The sequence below is a fragment of the Lysobacter alkalisoli genome, from assembly GCF_006547045.1.
In the GTDB taxonomy this organism is placed as follows: Bacteria; Pseudomonadota; Gammaproteobacteria; order Xanthomonadales; family Xanthomonadaceae; genus Marilutibacter; species Marilutibacter alkalisoli.
In genome coordinates this window covers 3062096-3078911 of sequence record NZ_CP041242.1, presented here as the reverse complement: position 1 = coordinate 3078911, position 16816 = coordinate 3062096, and the positions used below count along the sequence as shown (strand labels likewise).

General features: G+C 67.3%; 11 protein-coding genes and 1 pseudogene. 6 read left to right on the top strand and 6 right to left on the bottom strand.

Translation table 11 applies throughout. From position 1 onward, the window contains the following. Positions 1 to 211: 211 nt before the first annotated feature. From FKV23_RS13620 to FKV23_RS13610, 3 genes are all read right to left on the bottom strand, one after another. Complete coding sequence (locus FKV23_RS13620; protein ID WP_141624339.1) at positions 212 to 3169, bottom strand: valine--tRNA ligase; 2958 nt, start codon at positions 3167 to 3169, stop codon at positions 212 to 214. Positions 3170 to 3363: 194 nt separating this feature from the next. Further along, positions 3364 to 3786, bottom strand: a complete 423-nt coding sequence (locus FKV23_RS13615; RefSeq protein WP_141624338.1) for a DNA polymerase III subunit chi — start codon at positions 3784 to 3786, stop codon at positions 3364 to 3366. 13 nt (positions 3787 to 3799) lie between these two features. Further along, positions 3800 to 5290, bottom strand: coding sequence for a leucyl aminopeptidase (locus FKV23_RS13610; RefSeq protein ID WP_141624337.1), 1491 nt, complete (start codon positions 5288 to 5290; stop codon positions 3800 to 3802). Between the two features lie 153 nt (positions 5291 to 5443). On the opposite strand from FKV23_RS13610, the gene lptF reads away from it, so the two are divergent. Continuing rightward, the gene (gene lptF, locus FKV23_RS13605) at positions 5444 to 6526 is read left to right on the top strand and encodes an LPS export ABC transporter permease LptF (protein WP_141624336.1); all 1083 of its coding nucleotides are present in this window, start codon (positions 5444 to 5446) and stop codon (positions 6524 to 6526) included. Beyond that, complete coding sequence (gene lptG / locus FKV23_RS13600) at positions 6523 to 7623, top strand: LPS export ABC transporter permease LptG (protein WP_141624335.1); 1101 nt, start codon at positions 6523 to 6525, stop codon at positions 7621 to 7623. Before lptF ends, lptG begins: the two co-directional genes overlap by 4 nt. A 79-nt stretch (positions 7624 to 7702) precedes the next feature. Here the strand turns inward: lptG and FKV23_RS13595 are convergent, their stop codons facing one another. After that, the gene (locus FKV23_RS13595; RefSeq protein WP_141624334.1) at positions 7703 to 8179 is read right to left on the bottom strand and encodes an RDD family protein; all 477 of its coding nucleotides are present in this window, start codon (positions 8177 to 8179) and stop codon (positions 7703 to 7705) included. A 256-nt stretch (positions 8180 to 8435) separates the two neighbouring features. On the opposite strand from FKV23_RS13595, the gene xerD reads away from it, so the two are divergent. The 3 genes from xerD to purL all read left to right on the top strand — a co-directional run bounded on the left by xerD (position 8436) and on the right by purL (position 14618). Next, positions 8436 to 9389, top strand: coding sequence for a site-specific tyrosine recombinase XerD (gene xerD, locus FKV23_RS13590; protein WP_141624333.1), 954 nt, complete (start codon positions 8436 to 8438; stop codon positions 9387 to 9389). Positions 9390 to 9664: 275 nt separating this feature from the next. Then, positions 9665 to 10522, top strand: a complete 858-nt coding sequence (locus FKV23_RS13585) for a DsbC family protein (RefSeq protein WP_167285251.1) — start codon at positions 9665 to 9667, stop codon at positions 10520 to 10522. 118 nt (positions 10523 to 10640) lie between these two features. After that, the gene (purL, locus tag FKV23_RS13580; protein ID WP_341867562.1) at positions 10641 to 14618 is read left to right on the top strand and encodes a phosphoribosylformylglycinamidine synthase; all 3978 of its coding nucleotides are present in this window, start codon (positions 10641 to 10643) and stop codon (positions 14616 to 14618) included. Between the two features lie 36 nt (positions 14619 to 14654). Here the strand turns inward: purL and FKV23_RS13575 are convergent, their stop codons facing one another. Further along, entirely contained in the window at positions 14655 to 15500 is an 846-nt protein-coding gene (locus FKV23_RS13575) for a right-handed parallel beta-helix repeat-containing protein (protein WP_167285248.1), read from the bottom strand. Positions 15501 to 15560: 60 nt separating this feature from the next. Here FKV23_RS13575 and FKV23_RS17855 point away from each other — a divergent pair. Next, positions 15561 to 15747, top strand: a pseudogene (locus FKV23_RS17855) (phosphoribosylformylglycinamidine synthase subunit PurQ); the annotation flags it as partial. A gap of 59 nt (positions 15748 to 15806) precedes the next feature. On the opposite strand, the gene FKV23_RS13565 reads toward FKV23_RS17855, so the two are convergent. Beyond that, positions 15807 to 16805 (bottom strand): right-handed parallel beta-helix repeat-containing protein, encoded by a 999-nt coding sequence (locus FKV23_RS13565; protein ID WP_141624330.1) that lies wholly within the window; start codon positions 16803 to 16805, stop codon positions 15807 to 15809. Positions 16806 to 16816 lie beyond the last annotated feature (11 nt).

Below are 16816 nucleotides of genomic sequence, written 5' to 3'. Positions count from 1 at the left end.
CCGCAGGCGGGTCCGGCCCTCGCGCGTAGCGCTCGGGCGTTCGGCAACGCACGAAGCAGTGCTTCGCAAACGCGTTGCCTAACCCATGGGGGCTCATCCGAAACGTCCATGTTTCGGAAGGTCCTGCAAAGCGATGCCCGCCTGCGTCTGGACAGTTGGCAGGAGAACAGATCCCTCGCTGCGCTCGGGATGACGATGATTGCGGGTCTCGTCAGCCCAGCTTCGCGCGTTGCGCGGTCAATCCCTCATGCTGGCGGGTCCAGTCGGCCAAGCGCTGGCGCTCTTGTTCGACCACCGCCGGCGGCACCTTGTCGCTGAACTTCGACAACTTGGTTTCGCTCTTGGCCTTCTCCGCGCCGACCCTGGCGATTTCCTTGTCCAGGCGGGCGCGCTCGGCGTCGAGGTCGACCAGGCCTTCCAGCGGCACCAGCAGGTGCAGCTCGCCGACCACCGCGGTTGCGGCGGCCGGGGCTTCGCTGCCCGCAGCCAGGGTGTCGATGCTTTCGAGGCGGACCAGGAAGCGCAACTGCGACGCAAAGCGGCTGACGCGAGGGTGGTCGGCCTCGCCACCACCGGCCAGCAGCAGGCGGACCTGTTTGGACGGCGCGACGTTGAGTTCGCTGCGCACGCGACGCAGCGCGGAAACCATCGCCTTGAGCCATTCGATGTCGGCTTCGGCGGAGCGGTAGTCAATGCCGCCGGCCTGTGGGTAGGCGCGGGTCATGATCGTGCCGCCCTCGATGCCGAGCCGCGGCGCAACCGCCTGCCACAGCTCTTCGGTCACGAACGGTACCAGCGGGTGCAGCAGGCTCAGCAGGCGTTCGAGCACGTACAGCAGTGTGTGGCGGGTGCTGTCGGCGGCGGCTGTGTCGTTGCCGTTGAGCGCCGGCTTGGCCAGTTCGACGAACCAGTCGCAGAACGCGTTCCATGCGAATTCGTACAACGCCTGGCCGAGCAGGTCGAAGCGGTAGTCGGCGAAGTGCTTCCCGGCCTCGGCGGCGGCATGGTCGAGACGGGCGAGGATCCACTTCTCGGCGTCGGTGCGTGGTTGCGGCGCGCCCTTGAAGCTTGCGCCCTCGGTGTTCATCAGCACGAAGCGGGTCGCGTTCCACAGCTTGTTGCAGAAGTTCTTGTAGCCCTCGGCGCGGCCGAGGTCGAACTTGATGTCGCGGCCCGGGCCGGCCAGCGCGGCGAGGGTGAAGCGCAGCGCGTCGGCGCCGAAGGCCGGGATACCGTCCGGGAATTCCTTGCGGGTGGCCTTCTCGATCTTCTCGGCCATCTTCGGCTGCATCAGGCCGGTGGTGCGCTTGGCGACCAGGGCGTCGGCGCTGATGCCGTCGATCAGGTCGAGCGGATCGAGCACGTTGCCCTTGGACTTGGACATCTTCTGGCCGTGCGCATCGCGGACCAGGCCGGTGATGTAGACGTCGCGGAACGGCACCTCGCCGGTGAAGTGGTCGGTCATCATGATCATCCGGGCGACCCAGAAGAAGATGATGTCGAAGCCGGTGACCAGCACGCTCGACGGCAGGTAGCGGTCGCAGCCGCGCGCGGCCATCGTGCCCTCGTCGGGCCAGCCCTGGGTGCTGAACGGCCACAGCGCCGAGGAGAACCAGGTTTCCAGCACGTCGCTGTCCTGCTTCAACACGACGTCGTCGCCGAGGCCGTGCTTCGCCCGCACTTCCGCCTCGTCGCGGCCGACGAAGATGTTGCCGGCCTCGTCGTACCAGGCCGGGATGCGATGCCCCCACCACAGCTGGCGGCTGATGCACCAGTCCTGGATGTTCTCCATCCAGTGGCGGTAGGTGTTGATCCAGTTCGGCGGGACGAACTTCACTTGCCCCGGCTTTCCATCGGCATGCTCAACGAGCTCCATGCCGCGCTTGGCGAGGCCGTCCATCTTCACGAACCACTGGTCGGTCAGGTACGGCTCGATCACGGTGCCGGAGCGGTCGCCGAAGGGCTGCATGATCGGCTTGTGGTCGACGACCGGGTTGCCTTCGGCATCGGTCACGGCCAGGCCTTCGGCGGTGATCGCCTCGACCACGCGTTCGCGGGCCGCGTAGCGGTCCAGGCCGCGCAGTTCCTCGGGCACCAGGTTGATCTCGGTCACGTCGCCGGCTTCGCGTTCGCCGCGTGCGATCTGGCCGGCAATGCGCGCGCTTTCCTCGTACGCCAGGCCATCGGTGCGCATGCGCGCGCCATCGTCCATCAGCGCATACATCGGGATGCCGTTGCGTGCGGCGACCGCGTAGTCGTTGAAGTCGTGCGCGCCGGTGATCTTCACCGCGCCGGAGCCGAAGTCGGGGTCCGGGTAGCTGTCGGTGATGATCGGGATCAGGCGGCGGTGTTCCTTCGGACCGACCGGGATCTCGCACAGCTTGCCGATGATCGGCGCATAGCGCGCGTCGGAGGGGTGCACCGCGACCGCGCCGTCGCCGAGCATGGTTTCCGGGCGGGTGGTCGCGATCGATATGTAGTCGCGCGTTTCGCGCAGGGTGACGTTGCCTTCGGCGTCGCGCTCGATGTACTCGTAGGTTTCGCCGCCGGCCAGCGGGTACTTGAAGTGCCACATGTGGCCCGGGACTTCGCGGTTCTCGACCTCCAGGTCGGAGATCGCGGTCTTCAGCACCGGGTCCCAGTTGACCAGGCGCTGGCCGCGGTAGATCAGCCCCTCTTCGTGCAGGCGGATGAAGGCCTCGACCACGGCCTTGGCCGGCATCTCGTCCATCGTGAACACGCTGCGGCTCCAGTCGCCCGACGCGCCGAGCCGGCGCATCTGCCGCTCGATGGTGTCGCCGGAGTGGGCCTTCCACTCCCAGACCTTCTCGATGAAGCCGTCGCGGCCGAGCGAGTCGCGGGTCTCGCCCTTGCCCTCGATCGCGAGGTTGCGGCTGACCACCATCTCGGTCGCGATGCCGGCATGGTCGCTGCCCATCTGCCACAGCACGTCGCGGCCCCGCATGCGCTGATAGCGCACCAGCGCATCCATCAGGGTGTGCTGGAACGCGTGTCCCATATGCAGGGTGCCGGTGACGTTCGGCGGCGGCAGCAGGATGCAATAGGGCTCGCCCTTGCCGGTCGGCGTGAACACGCCGCTGGCCTCCCACTGCTGATAGAGGCGCGATTCGAACTGGGTGGGGTCGTAACTGGGAGCGAGGGTGGTCATGGTTTCAAGGTTGTCTTCTTTGCCCCCTCTCCCGCGTGCGGGAGAGGGTTGGGGTGAGGGCGAAAGCGCCCCATCCGCCCTTCGGACACGTGGATTCGCCACATCCATGTGGCTCACCCTTCGGGCGCCTTCGGCGTCCAAACCGGCAGTCCCTGCCGGTTTGTCCCCCGCAAGCAGGGGAAGGGAGTCAAAAGTCACATGTCGTATTTGTTCACATCGATGCCGCGCGCCTGGTAGTGCTTCCAGCGCTCGCGCAGCGGGCCGCGCGCGTCCTGGTCGGCCGGGACCACTTCAAGCACCCGCTCGAAGTCGCCCTCGACCGCGCCGTCGCGCAGGTTGATCACGATCGGCCGCAACGGCACGTCGGCATCGGGCGCGGCGATCAGCACTTCGGCCTCGTCCTCGTCGGCATCCACGCCGACGATCTGGTGCGGGATGAACGCGTCCGGGTCGAACGCCCACAACAGATCGTCGAGCTGCTCGGCCTGCGCGGCGTCGCGCGCCAGCACCAGGGTCGGGGTGCCGGTCTCGTAGGCCTTGCGGGCCAGCTCGCAGACCAGCCGCAGCGGCTCCTCGCGGAACCGCGGCTTGGCGATCAGGTAGAAGTCGGCGCGCATGGGGCGGGGCAGGTCAACCGGCCTGGTCCAGCAGCCACTGGCTCAGCAGGCCGACCGGACGACCGGTGGCCATGCCCTTGCGGCCTTCGTCGGAAGCCGAGCCGGCGATGTCCAGGTGCGCCCAGCGCTGGCCTTCGGTGAACCGCGACAGGAAGCAGCCGGCGGTGATCGCGCCGGCCCAGCGGCCGCCGATGTTGTAGACGTCGGCATAGGTCGAGTCGAGCATCGGCTGGTATTCGTCCCACAGCGGCAGGCGCCAGGCGCGGTCGAAGACGTGCTCGCCGGCGGCCAGCAACTCATCTGCAAGGTCGTCGTGCTTGCTCATCAGGCCGCTTGCGTGCTTGCCCAGCGCGATCATGCAGGCGCCGGTGAGCGTGGCCACGTCGACCAGCGCGGCCGGTTCGAAGCGCTGCGTGTAGGTCAGCGCATCGCACAGGATCAGGCGGCCCTCGGCGTCGGTGTTGCCGACCTCGATGGTCTTGCCGGACATGCTGGTCAGCACATCGGAGGGGCGGTAGGCATCGGCGTCGACCATGTTTTCCACCGCCGGCACCACCACCACCAGGTTGACCGGCAGCGCCATGTTCACCGCGGACACGAAGGTGCCCAGCACGGTGGCGGCGCCGCACATGTCGAACTTCATCTCCTCGATGCCGCCCTGCACCTTGAGATTGACGCCGCCGGTGTCGAAGGTGATGCCCTTGCCGACCAGCACGTAGGGCTTGCTGTCCCCACCATTGTTGTATCTGAGCACGATCAGGCGCGGGGGGTTGGCCGAGCCGCGGCCCACGGCCAGCAGCGAGCCCATGCCGAGTTTCTCCATGTCGGCGCGCTCGAGCACCTCGCATTCGGTGTTGTCGTAGCGGTCGGCGAATTTCTGCGCCTGCTCGGCCAGGTAGCCCGGGTTGCAGATGTTCGGCGGCAGGTTGCCCAGTTCGCGGGCGAACTCGACGCCGGCCGCGGTGCCCTTGCCCAGCTCCAATGCCTTGTCGTCGTCGCCGCTGATCGACAGCCGCGCCAGGCCCTTGTGTTCGCGCGCCTTGTTGGCCGCGCCCAGGGTCGCGGTGTAGCGGTAGGCAGCATGGTCGGCGACGATCACGGCCTGGCGGATGTTCCAGGCCGCGTCGCGGCCGGCGACCGCCAGTTCGGTCAGGGTCAGCAGGGCGTGTTCGACCGGGCCGGTCTTGAGTGCGCGGATCGTGTCGGCGATCGCCTTGAGGTACTGCGGCACCCCGAACTTGGCCGCGTCGCCGAGGCCGACGACCAGCACCCGCGGCGCGGCCACGCCGTCGAGATCATGCAACAGGGCGGTCTTGCCGGTCTTGCCGCTGACGTCGCCGCGCTCTGCCAGGGCCTTGATCCGGCCGTTGCCGGCGGCGTCGATCGCGGCGCCAGCGGGCGACAGGGTCTGGTCGGCGAACATGCCGACCACGATGCAGTCGGCTGCTGATGCGGGGGCAGCGGCGGCGGGGGCGTCGCGGTTCAGGTCGAATTCGAGGGCCATGAAACAGATTCCCGGGAGTTATGCGATGAATGGTTCCGTACAATCGACGGTCTGGATGCCGGGGCGATGCGTTGCCCGGCGTGTGGCGGTGGCACGGACATGTGCGCCGGCCATTGACACAGAGAACCCCCGATTCTAAAGCAAGCCCGCCTGATGCCGAAGCTCGACCGATACCTGCTGGGTGAATTCGCCCAGGCTGTCCTGGCCACCCTGACGGTGCTGCTGATCGTCTGCGTGGGCGGCGCCCTGACCGACGTGCTTGGCGACATCGCCCGTGGCCGAGTGCCGGCGGGGCTGTTGCTGGCCCAGCTTGGCCTGGTGCTGTTGAACTGGTTGCCGGTGATCATGCCGTTGGCACTGATGCTGGGCTTGATGATGGCCATGGGGCGGCTCTACCGCGATGCCGAGATGCCGGTGATCGCCTCGATCGGGGTCGGCCCGCGACGCATGCTCAAGCCGCTGCTGTGGGTGATGGTGCCGCTGGTGGCCGTGGTCGCGGCCTGTTCGCTGTGGCTGGGGCCGTGGGCCGAGCGGCTGTCGCGGGAGCTGATCAACGAGGCCAACCGCAACACCCTCGTCGCCGGACTGGAGCCGGGGCGCTTCACCGAGCTGCCGGGCGGTGGCGGGGTCGCCTTCGTCGGTGAGATGACCGGCGACGGCAGGCGCTTCGACCGGGTCTTCGTCTACCGCCAGTCCGACGACCGCATCAACGTGACTACCTCCAACGAGGGCCTGCTCAAGGCAGGCGAGGATGGCGAGCGCTATCTGGTGCTGAACAACGGCTTCGAGGTCGAGGGCCCCCGCAATGGTGGCCAGGACTACCGGCTGATGCGCTACGCCAGCAATGAGGTGCGGATGCCGCCCGGCAAGGAGAAGTTCGACCTCGATGAGCCCAAGGCGCTGCCGACCGTTGCCCTGGTCGGCGACCCGCGGCCGGAGGCGGTGGCCCAGCTGCATCGCCGGCTGGCACCGCCGCTGCTGGCACTGGCCTTCGCCCTGATGGCGATTCCGCTGGCGCGCAGCATGCCGCGTCAGGCCCGCTACGGGCCGATGCTGATGGGCTTCCTCGGTTACCTGATCGGCGTCAACCTGATGCTGGTGGGGTCCGGCTGGCTGGCCAAGGGCACGATCCCGCCGGTGCTCGGCCTGTGGTGGCTGGTGCTGCCGCTGCTTGTGGTCGGGGTCTGGCTGTATTCCACCGACGGCCGCATGCGCCGGCCGAGGGTCCGCGCATGAAAATAGGTCCCCGGATCCACGACCTGTACGTGGCCCGCGTGGTGCTGGCTTCGGTGACGCTGAGCTGGGCGGTGCTGCTGGGGCTGGACGTGATGCTGGCTCTGGTCGGCGAGCTCGGTGACCTTGGCAAGGGCCGCTATGGCTTCGTCCAGGCACTGGCCCATGTCGGCCTGACCGTGCCGCGGCGGGCCCATTACCTGTTCCCGTACGCGGCGGTGATCGGCTCGCTGATGGGGCTGGGCCAGCTGTCGGCGACCTCGGAGCTGACCGCGCTGCGCGCGATCGGCCTGTCGCGGCGGCGGATCAGCATGGCGGTGGCCGGTGCGGTGGCGGTGCTGACCCTGCTGATGGTGATCAGCGGCGAGACTGCCGGGCCGAACGGACAGCGTCGCGCCGACGCGCTCAAGAGCTCGGCCAAGTCCGACAACATGATCGTCGCCCGCTATTCCGGCGTATGGGCGCGCGAGGGCGATACCATCCTCAACGCCGCCGGCGGCCAGGAACGTGCCGAGGGCGGCGACAGCTGGATCGAGTTGCACGACGTGTGGCTGTACGAGTTTGCCGATGACGGCCGGCTGCAGTCGATGGCGCAGGCCAAGGTCGCCGAGCACCGGCCGGGCGGCTGGTTGTTGCGCGACGTGACCCGGACCTTCTTCGACGCGCGCTCGGTCAGCGAGACCCATGTCGACGAGGAGCGCTGGGAGTCGCGCCTGGACGCCACCGCGCTGTCGGCTGGCACCGACCGGCCGCGCTACCTGTCCGCAAGCGACCTGCGCCAGGCGATCGACTACCGCGAGCGCAACGACCTCGATGCCGGCGACTTCAAGGAGCATTACTGGGGCCGCTGGTTCTACCCGTTCAACGTGCTGGCGCTGTGCCTGGCGGCGATCCCGTTCGCGTTCGGCATGCTGCGCAGTGGCGGTACCGGCAGGCGGCTGTTCATCGGCATCGTGTTCGGGCTCGGCTTCTACCTGCTGCAGGCGCAGTTCGTGCAGTTGGCCAAGGTGCTCAAGTTCGACTTCCGCATCGCCTACCTGCTGCCGACCCTGATCATGGTCGGGGTGTCGGTGTGGCTGTTCCGGCGGCGGTCGGGGTAGAAAGCAGTGGAGAGTGAAGAAGGAGTGAGAAAAGAGATGGAACCACCCATCGCTCCCACTCTTTTCTCACTCCTCTCCACTATTTCCTCGCTTTTGGTGTCCGTACCAGCCGTGTGCCGCTCGCGCGGTCGTGCCAGGTCAGGCGGTCGCGGTCGAGCCAGGCCCACCAGAAGCCCAGCCCCGCGGCCAGCAGCGACAGGCTGCCGACCGCATAGCGCAGCCATAGCGCGCGCATGTCGGGGCGGCTGCCGTCGGCCGCGACCACCCGCAGCCGCCACGGTCGCATGCCCAGGGTCTGCCCGCCGCGGCGCCAGCTGATGGTTGCGTACAGCCCGGCCACGCCCCAGCACGCCAGCCACAGCAGCCAGCCAAGCAGGGTGAACGGGGCGATGTACTCGCGTTCGCCGTGCCCGGCCAGCAGATAGCCGAGGTTGAACAGCAGCGACAGCAGCATCCAGATCGCCACCGTCGGCCACACGTCGTAGAACAGGGCGAGCAGGCGGCGACCGACCAGCGCGGCCGGTGTGGCGGGAGAGGGCGGAACAGATTCGGTCATCGCGTCAGGATAGCGTGGGGCGGGTTCTGCAAGGATCTTCGCCAAGCGACGGAGGTCTCTACGGGGGAAGCCGGTGGCCATGGGTTTGCGGGACCTTCCGAAACATGGACGTTTCGGATGAGCCTCCATGGATGTATTCACGGCGTGTCCCGCAAACCCATGGCCACCGGCTTCCGGAAACATGCCTGGCGCCCGAAGTTTGCAGCGCAAACTTTGGGAGCTTCATGGGCGCATGCGCCCATGTAAGCTGGTCCGCATGCCACGCAAATCCCCCGCCGACCGCCGCCAGTACGTGATGCAGATGCCACCGGTGCCGGAGCCCGACCAGCGTGGCATCGAGGCCTTCCTCGACGCGATCTGGGCCGAAAACGGCTTGGCGCAGGCGACCCTGGCCAGTTACCGGCGTGACCTGGAGGGGTTCGCCCGCTGGCGCAACCTGCGCGATGGCGGGCTGGAAAAAGCCGACCGCGAAACCCTGTTCCGCTACCTCGCCTGGCGCGCCGAGCAGGGCTACTCGCCGCGTAGCACGGCCCGCCTGCTGTCCTCGCTGCGGGCGTACTACGCCTGGTGCGTGCGCCAGGGCACGCGCGGCGACGACCCGACCGCGTTGCTGGAGCCCCCGAGACTGCCGCGTTCGCTGCCCAAGGCGATCACCGAGAGCCAGGTCGATGCCCTGCTGGCGGCGCCCGACACCGATAACCCGCTCGGCCTGCGCGACCGCGCGATGCTGGAGCTGATGTATGCCTGCGGCCTGCGCGTCAGCGAACTGGTCGACCTGCCGGCGACCGCGGTCAACCTGCGCCAGGGCGTGCTGCGGGTGACCGGCAAGGGAAGCAAGGAACGACTGGTGCCGTTGGGCGAGGAGGCCCGGCACTGGCTGGAACGCTATCTCGGCGAGGCTCGGCCGCAACTGGCCGGCAAGCGCGCGCTGCCGGCCCTGTTCCTCGACCCCAAGGGACAGGCGCCGAGCCGGCAACAATTCTGGCAGCTGGTCAAGCGCTACGCCGGGGTGGCCGGCATCGACCCGGCCCGGATCAGTCCCCATGGCCTGCGTCACAGCTTCGCCACCCACCTGCTCAACCACGGTGCCGATCTGCGTTCGCTGCAGATGCTGCTCGGCCACAGCTCGCTCTCGACCACCCAGATCTACACCCTGGTCGCGCGCGAGCAGCTCAAGCAGCTGCATGCGAAGCACCACCCCCGAGGGTGACGCCCGCTCCCTTGGTGCGCGCGCCAATGAAGCTCCCGAAGTTTGCGTTGCGGATCTCTCGCCCCGGGCCGTGCTTCCAACTCCCGCTAGCGCCTAAGGCGCCCTGTCCCAGCGCCAAGAAAGCTTGAACCGCTTGGGTGTTTCCGGCCGTGCCTGGGTAGCCCTGCGTCAAACCTGAACCACGTCGCCTGCTCCTGCCCGTACGACGTGCCACAATCCGTTCCCCCCTTAACCTATGTGCCCGGGACTCGCCCGGAACCAAGGACCCAGACTTGATGAAGCGCATCCTCATTGCCGTGCTCGGCGCCATCAGCCTTTCCGCCTGCGCCCAGTCGCCCCAGGACGACGCCCCGGCCGCCCGGTCCTCGCAGACCGCCCAGCCGCCGGCAGGCGTCCAGCCCGCCGAGGGCACGCCTGAAGAGCGCGCACTCGCGGCCGTACGCATTCTCAGCCCGAATCTGAACGCCGACCACATCGGTGCGGCGCCGCTGCCGGGCTTCCGCGAGGTCATCGTCGGCGGCCAGATCGTCTACGTCAGCGATGATGGCCGCTACATGTTCCTGCCCGGCCAGGGCGGTGCGCTGTTCGACGCGGTCGCCGAGCGCAACCTCAGCGAGGACAGTCTGTCGACGATGCGTCGCGACCTGCTCAAGACCATTCCGGCCGGCGAGCGCATCGTGTTCGCTCCGGCCAAGCCCGTGCACACCGTCACCGTCTTCACCGACGTCGAATGCGGCTACTGCCGCCGCATGCACGACGAGATCGCCGAGTACAACAAGCAAGGCATCGCGATCGAATACCTGGCGTTCCCGCGCATGGGAATCGGCAGCGAGGACTACCGGAAGATGGTCTCGGTCTGGTGCGCGTCGGATCGTCGCAAGGCGATGACCGACGCCAAGGCAGAGAGGCCGGTGCCGGACCGCGACTGCAAGACCACCGTGAACATGCAGTACAACGTCGGCCAGCGTGCCGGGCTGACCGGTACCCCGATGATCCTGACCGAGGACGGTATCCAGGTCGGTGGCTATGTGCCGCCGCAGGCCCTGCGCCAGACCCTCGACAAGCTGGCTGCGGACAAGGCTGGGCGGATGGAAACGGCGGCGCAGCAGGCCCAGCCTGCCGGTGATGCCTGAGCCCTGAGCCAGCGCCGCAGAAGGCGCCCGGGCTCGATCCATTCGGCCCGGACGCACCCCATCCGGTGCGGGGGTGGGGTGTTGGTTACGGGTGTGTTGGTTACAATCGGCGCCCCCGATGTCGCACGGTTCCCCGGACATGATCGTCCTCGAGGGCCCCCAGGCCCTGTCTGCGTTCCGACGTGAACGCCTCCAAGCCCGTCTCCAGGCCCTCCATCCCGAACTGCGCCTGATCGGCGCATGGCCGGTCTACTGGGTCCAGCCCGAGCCGGACGCGGTACCGGACATCGGCATCCTGTGCCGGATTCTGCAGGCCCGGCCGGAGTTCGAGCCGGCCGCCGACGGCACCACCGCCCGCTATGCGACCCCGCGTCTGGGCACGCTGTCGCCGTGGTCGAGCAAGGCCACCGAGCTGCTGCATGGCGCCGAATTGCCGGTGAAGCGGGTCGAGCGCGGCTTCCGCTACGACCTTGCCGGCTGGCCCGCCGATCCTGCGACGCAGGCCGCCGTGGCCAAGGTCCTGCACGATCCGATGACGCAATCGCTGCTCGAGTCCTGCGAGGCCGGCGAGGCGCTGTTCAACGCCCCCGCGCGCGGGGAGCTGGAGCGGATCGCGCTCGATGACCTCGACGACGCCAACGGCCGCCTCGGCCTGGCCCTGGCCGGGGACGAGATCGATTACCTGCGCGAGCGCTACGCCGAGCTCGATCGGCAGCCGGCCGACGTCGAGCTGATGATGTTCGCGCAGGCCAACTCCGAGCATTGCCGGCACAAGATATTCAACGCCAGCTGGACCATCGAGGGGCGTGAGCAGCCTCTGTCGCTGTTCCGGATGATCCGCAACACCCACGCGCAGACGCCGGAACACACGCTGTCGGCCTACAGCGACAACGCTGCAGTGGTTGCGGGCTACACGAGCCAACGTTTCCGCCCGGACCCGGCAACCGGTGCCTGGCGCAGCGAGGGCGTGGCCGATTCGGCGTTCTGCATCAAGGTCGAGACCCACAACCATCCGACCGCGATCGCCCCGTTCCCCGGCGCATCGACCGGCAATGGCGGCGAGATCCGAGACGAGGGCGCGACCGGCCGCGGCGGCAAGCCCAAGGCCGGCCTGAGCGGTTTCTCGGTCTCGCACCTGCGCATACCCGGCCTGCCGCAGCCGTGGGAGCGCGAGCGGCCATTGAACCCGCGCATGGCCTCGGCACTGGAGATCATGATCGAGGGGCCGATCGGTGGCGCCGCGTTCAACAACGAGTTCGGCCGCCCGAACCTGGCCGGCTATTTCCGCAGCTTCGAGCTCGACCAGGGCCAGGTCGACGGCACCGTGCTGACCCGCGCCTACGACAAACCGATCATGCTGGCCGGCGGCCTCGGTGCGATCGACCGGGTGCAGGTCGACAAGCATGGGCTCAAGCCCGGTCATGCCGTGATCGTGCTCGGCGGCCCGGCGATGCTGATCGGGCTGGGTGGGGGCGCCGCCAGTTCGGTCGCGTCCGGGACCAGTTCCGAGGAGCTTGATTTCGCCAGCGTGCAGCGCGACAACCCGGAGATGGAGCGCCGCTGCCAGGAGGTGATCGACCACTGTGTCGCGCTCGGCGACGCCAACCCGATCGCCAGCGTCCACGATGTCGGTGCCGGCGGCCTGTCCAACGCGATCCCCGAGTTGCTGCACGACTCCGGTGTCGGTGGCGTGATCGACCTCGACAAGGTGCCCAGCGACGATCCGTCGCTGTCGCCGATGCAACTGTGGTGCAACGAATCGCAGGAGCGCTACGTGATCGGCCTGCCGGCAGATCGCGTCGACGAGTTCGCCGCGATCTGCGAGCGCGAGCGCTGTCCGTTCGCGGTGGTCGGTCATGCGACCGCCGAGGAGCGACTGGTGGTGGGTCATGGCGCCACGGTCGGGAACGCGGGCGAACCCGGCCGCGACTGGTCGATCGACATCCCGATGGACGTGCTGTTCGGCAAGGCGCCGAAGATGCATCGCGATACCGCCAGGCCGGTCGACGCCCCGTGGCCGTCGCTGGACTGGAGCGAGCTGTCGCTGCATGACGCCGCACTGCGGGTGATGGCGCATCCGAGCGTGGCGTCGAAGAACTTCCTGGTCACCATCGGCGATCGCAGTGTCGGCGGCCTGACCGCACGCGACCAGATGGTCGGCCCATGGCAGCTGCCGGTGGCCGACTGCGCGATCACCCTGACCGGCTTCGACGGTTTCACCGGTGAGGCGATGTCGATCGGCGAGCGTACCCCGCTGGCCCTGCTCGATGCCCAGGCCGCCGCGCGGATGGCGGTCGGCGAGGCGATCACCAATCTGTGCGCAGCGCCGGTGGAATCGCTCAACCGCATCAAGCTTTCGGCCAACTGGATGGCGGCCGCCTCCCACGACGGCGAGGATGCGTTGCTATTCGACGCGGTCCGTGCGGTCGGCATGGAACTGTGCCCGGAACTGGAGCTGAGCATTCCGGTCGGCAAGGACTCGCTGTCGATGCAGGCGCAGTGGCAGGCCGGCGACGATGTACACAAATCAGTGTCGCCGGTTTCGCTGATCGTCAGTGCGTTCACTCCGGTGGTCGACGTGCGCCGGCAGTTGACTCCGTTGCTCGAGCGCGAGGAAGAGTCCGAGCTGTGGCTGATCGGCCTGGGCGCGGGCAAGCAACGCCTCGGTGCTTCGGTGCTGGCGCAGTGCCACCCCGACGCGGTGCTGGCCGGCGCCAGCGGCAGCGAGTTGCCGGCCTTCGCCGGACAGCCCTCGGAGGACGGCCGCCGAAATGTCGGCGTGCCCGATCTCGACGATCCGCAACGCCTGCGCGACTTCTTCGAACTGATCCGCGACGCCCGTGAGGCGAGCCTGCTCAAGGCCTACCACGACCGTTCCGACGGCGGCGCCTTTGTCACCCTGTGCGAGATGGCATTCGCTTCGCACCTCGGCCTCGACATCAACCTCGACGGCTGGGGCGACGACCCGTTCCGGACCCTGTTCAACGAGGAACTCGGTGCGGTCGTGCAGATATCCACCGAGGATCGCGCTGCCTTCGCCGACCTGGTGGCCCGCCACGGCCTGATCGACTGCGCGCAGCGCATCGCCCGCCCGACCACCGCAGCGGCAATCCGTGTGCACGAGGAGGGCAAGGTGCTCGCCCAATGGCGCTGGGACGAGCTGTTCGATGCCTGGTGGTCGACCACCCATGCGATGCAGAAACTGCGCGACAACCCCGAATGCGCCGACCAGGAGCGCGAAGTGTCGCGCCGGTTCGCGGCACCGGGCCTGCGCCCGAAGCTTGCGTTCGACCCGGTCGAGGACATCGCCGCGCCATTCATCGCGACCGGCAAGCGGCCGAAGGTGGCGATCCTGCGCGAGCAGGGCGTCAACGGCCAGGTCGAGATGGCGCGTGCGTTCGACAGGGCAGGCTTCGAGGCTTTCGATGTGCACATGAGCGACCTGATCGCCGGTCGTTTCGCGCTGTCCGATTTCGTCGGCCTCGCCGCCTGCGGCGGTTTCAGTTATGGCGACGTGCTCGGTGCCGGCCGCGGCTGGGCGACATCGGTTCTCGAACGCTCCGTCCTGCGCGACATGTTCGCCGCGTTCTTCGAGCGCGACGGTACTTTTGCCTTGGGTGTTTGCAACGGCTGCCAGATGTTGAGCCAACTCAAGCCGATCATCCCCGGTGCCGGGCACTGGCCCGAGTTCCTGCGCAACGCCAGCGAGCAGTATGAGGCGCGTCTGTCCCAGGTCGAGGTGGTCGAGTCGCCGTCAGTGCTGCTGCGCGGCATGGCCGGTTCGCGGCTGCCAGTGGTGGTCGCGCATGGCGAGGGCCGCGCGATGTTCTCCGACAGTCTCGATCCCGCTGCAGCGCGCGTTGCTCTGCGCTATGTCGACGGCGACGGCGAGATCGCCCGCATCTATCCGCTCAATCCGAACGGTTCCCCTGATGGCATCACCGGCCTGTCCAGCGACGATGGCCGGGTCACGATCATGATGCCGCATCCCGAACGCACCCTGCTCAGCGCCAACCTGAGCTGGGCGCCGAAGGACTGGGGCGACGACTCGCCGTGGCTGCGCATGTTCCGCAACGCGCGGGTGTTCGTGGGTTGAGGGGCGGGGCCGGCTGGCGGCCCCGCGGTTCTACCGTCAGTTGCTCAGGTTGCTGCCGTCGGCGGCATCGCAGTTCTGGAAGGCGGTACTAAAGCCGGCAACCGTATTGCCCGTGCAGAACGAACCGCTGCCGCCCGCTATTCCGACGCCGGTGGCAGATGGAGAAACGACCGCATGGTTGTCGCTGATTCTCGCTGCCTCGGCACCTGACGATATTCCCCGCGCCTGGCCGGTTGTCCCGGTCGGTACCAACCCGCGAACCCGGTTGCCACTGATGGTGATGCCTGTTCCGAACGACTGAATTCCGTAAACATCTTCGTTGTCTACGACAGCAAAAACCCCTGAGATGCTGTTGTTCAAAACGTCGGCACCGTCACTGTAGATCCCCCACGGGACGGTGTCCGGGTTCCCGCCGGTGTCAATTACCTGGTTGTTCTGGATCAGGCTGTTCTCACCAGCTACTTCAATCGCGGTTTGCAGATTATTGTCCAGACGGTTGTTCTCGATCAGGTGTCCGCTGGAGTTGGTACCGGATAGCAAGATGCCCCTGTAGAAGCCCCGGATACTGCAATTGCGCACAGTGATGTTTTGCCGTGTGAAGGCACGGATGCCATTGGTTGCCGAGCTCGGGCCAGCGGCCAATCCACCGATCTTGAAGTCGTTGCAATCGATGGTGACGTTGTTGGTGGTGATCTCGATCGCGTGGCCGCTGGCCATACCGGTGGACAGGTTCTTGCGCAGGCACCAGGTGCCTTGGGTGCCGATGGTGGCGGGCAACGAGTCGATGAAGCCGGTGCAGTTGTCGTAGCTTTCGGCCGCCTGGACTGGGTTGGCGGCCCACAGACTGGCCACCACCAGAGTGATGGTAACGAGGCGTTTCATGTAATTTCCCCTATAAGGTTGATTCCCCGCATGGATCATAGCGCACGGGGATTGAACCTACTCCATCCAAGGGCCTCGCTCGATGGCATCACCGGTTTTATCCAGCGACGATGGCCGGGTTACGATCATGATGCCGCACCCAGAACGCACCTTGCTCAGCGCCAACCTGAGCTGGGCACCGAAGGACTGGGGCGACGACTCGCCGTGGCTGCGCATGTTCCGCAACGCGCGGGTGTTCGTGGGGTGATCGCGAGCCGATTGGGGGCATGCATCGCTCCCACCCCGGTGGTTACGTTTTGGACAGGTTTATAGCGCGCTGCGGATTACGTTCCCGCCATCGTTCGCGCAGGACTGAATGCCGGTTGCGAAATTCAGGATGACATTGTCCTTGACGCTGTCGATACCGCTCTGATTGCACTGGATGCCGGCTCCGGCGGCTGCGCCGATCAGTTCGTTGCGAGCGATCACCGCGAAGCTGCCGGAAGATCGCCGAATGCCGTAGGTCTGGCCTGTGCCGTCGGCAACGAGATTGCGGATGCGGTTGCCGGAGATCGTGACTGGCAGGCCACCAGCATTGCTCTGGATGCCTACCGCCCATCCATTGTTCCCGGCCGCGGCGGCGACGCCGTCGATCACGTTGTTGAGGATGTCCGTCCCGCCGTCCTGGTCGAAGATGGCCCAGGCATTCGGGGAAACCGTGCTTCCGCCTGTATCGGTGAACTGGTTGTCACGAACGACTGACCCGCGGCCGCTGACCGCGGCTCCGATGAAGTTGTTGCCGTCGAAGCGGTTGCTTTCTACTCGATGGCCCCCGCTGTTGATGCCGAGCATGTATACCCCTATCCAAAAGCCGCGGATATTGCAGTTGCGGACCGTGACGTTGGAGCGGCCAGATGCGTAGATGCCGGTCGCCTCGCTGCCCAGGCCCGCCGCCAGCCCGCCGAGTTTGAAGTCGTTGCAGTCGATGGTGACGTTGTTGGTGGCCACGGTGATGGCGTTGCCGCTGGCCATGGCCGTACTCAGGTCCTTGCGCAGGCACCAGGTTCCCTGGGCATTGATCGTGGCCGGTAGTGAATCGATGAAGCCCTTGCAGCTGTCGTAGCTTTCGGCCGCTCGGGCATGGGGTGTTGTCAAAAGGGTGGCGAGCAGGAGGATGACGAAGGCAAAACGATGCATGGTGGTTCTCCGTTGGTGCCGGCAGTGGATCGAGATCGGGATCGGCGGGCCACTCCGGTAGTTCACTCCACCTTTACGCGAAAAGCGGGCAAGGTAGGCCAGCGCCGACGCCGGTGCGGTTCGGGCCATGGTTTTGTGCT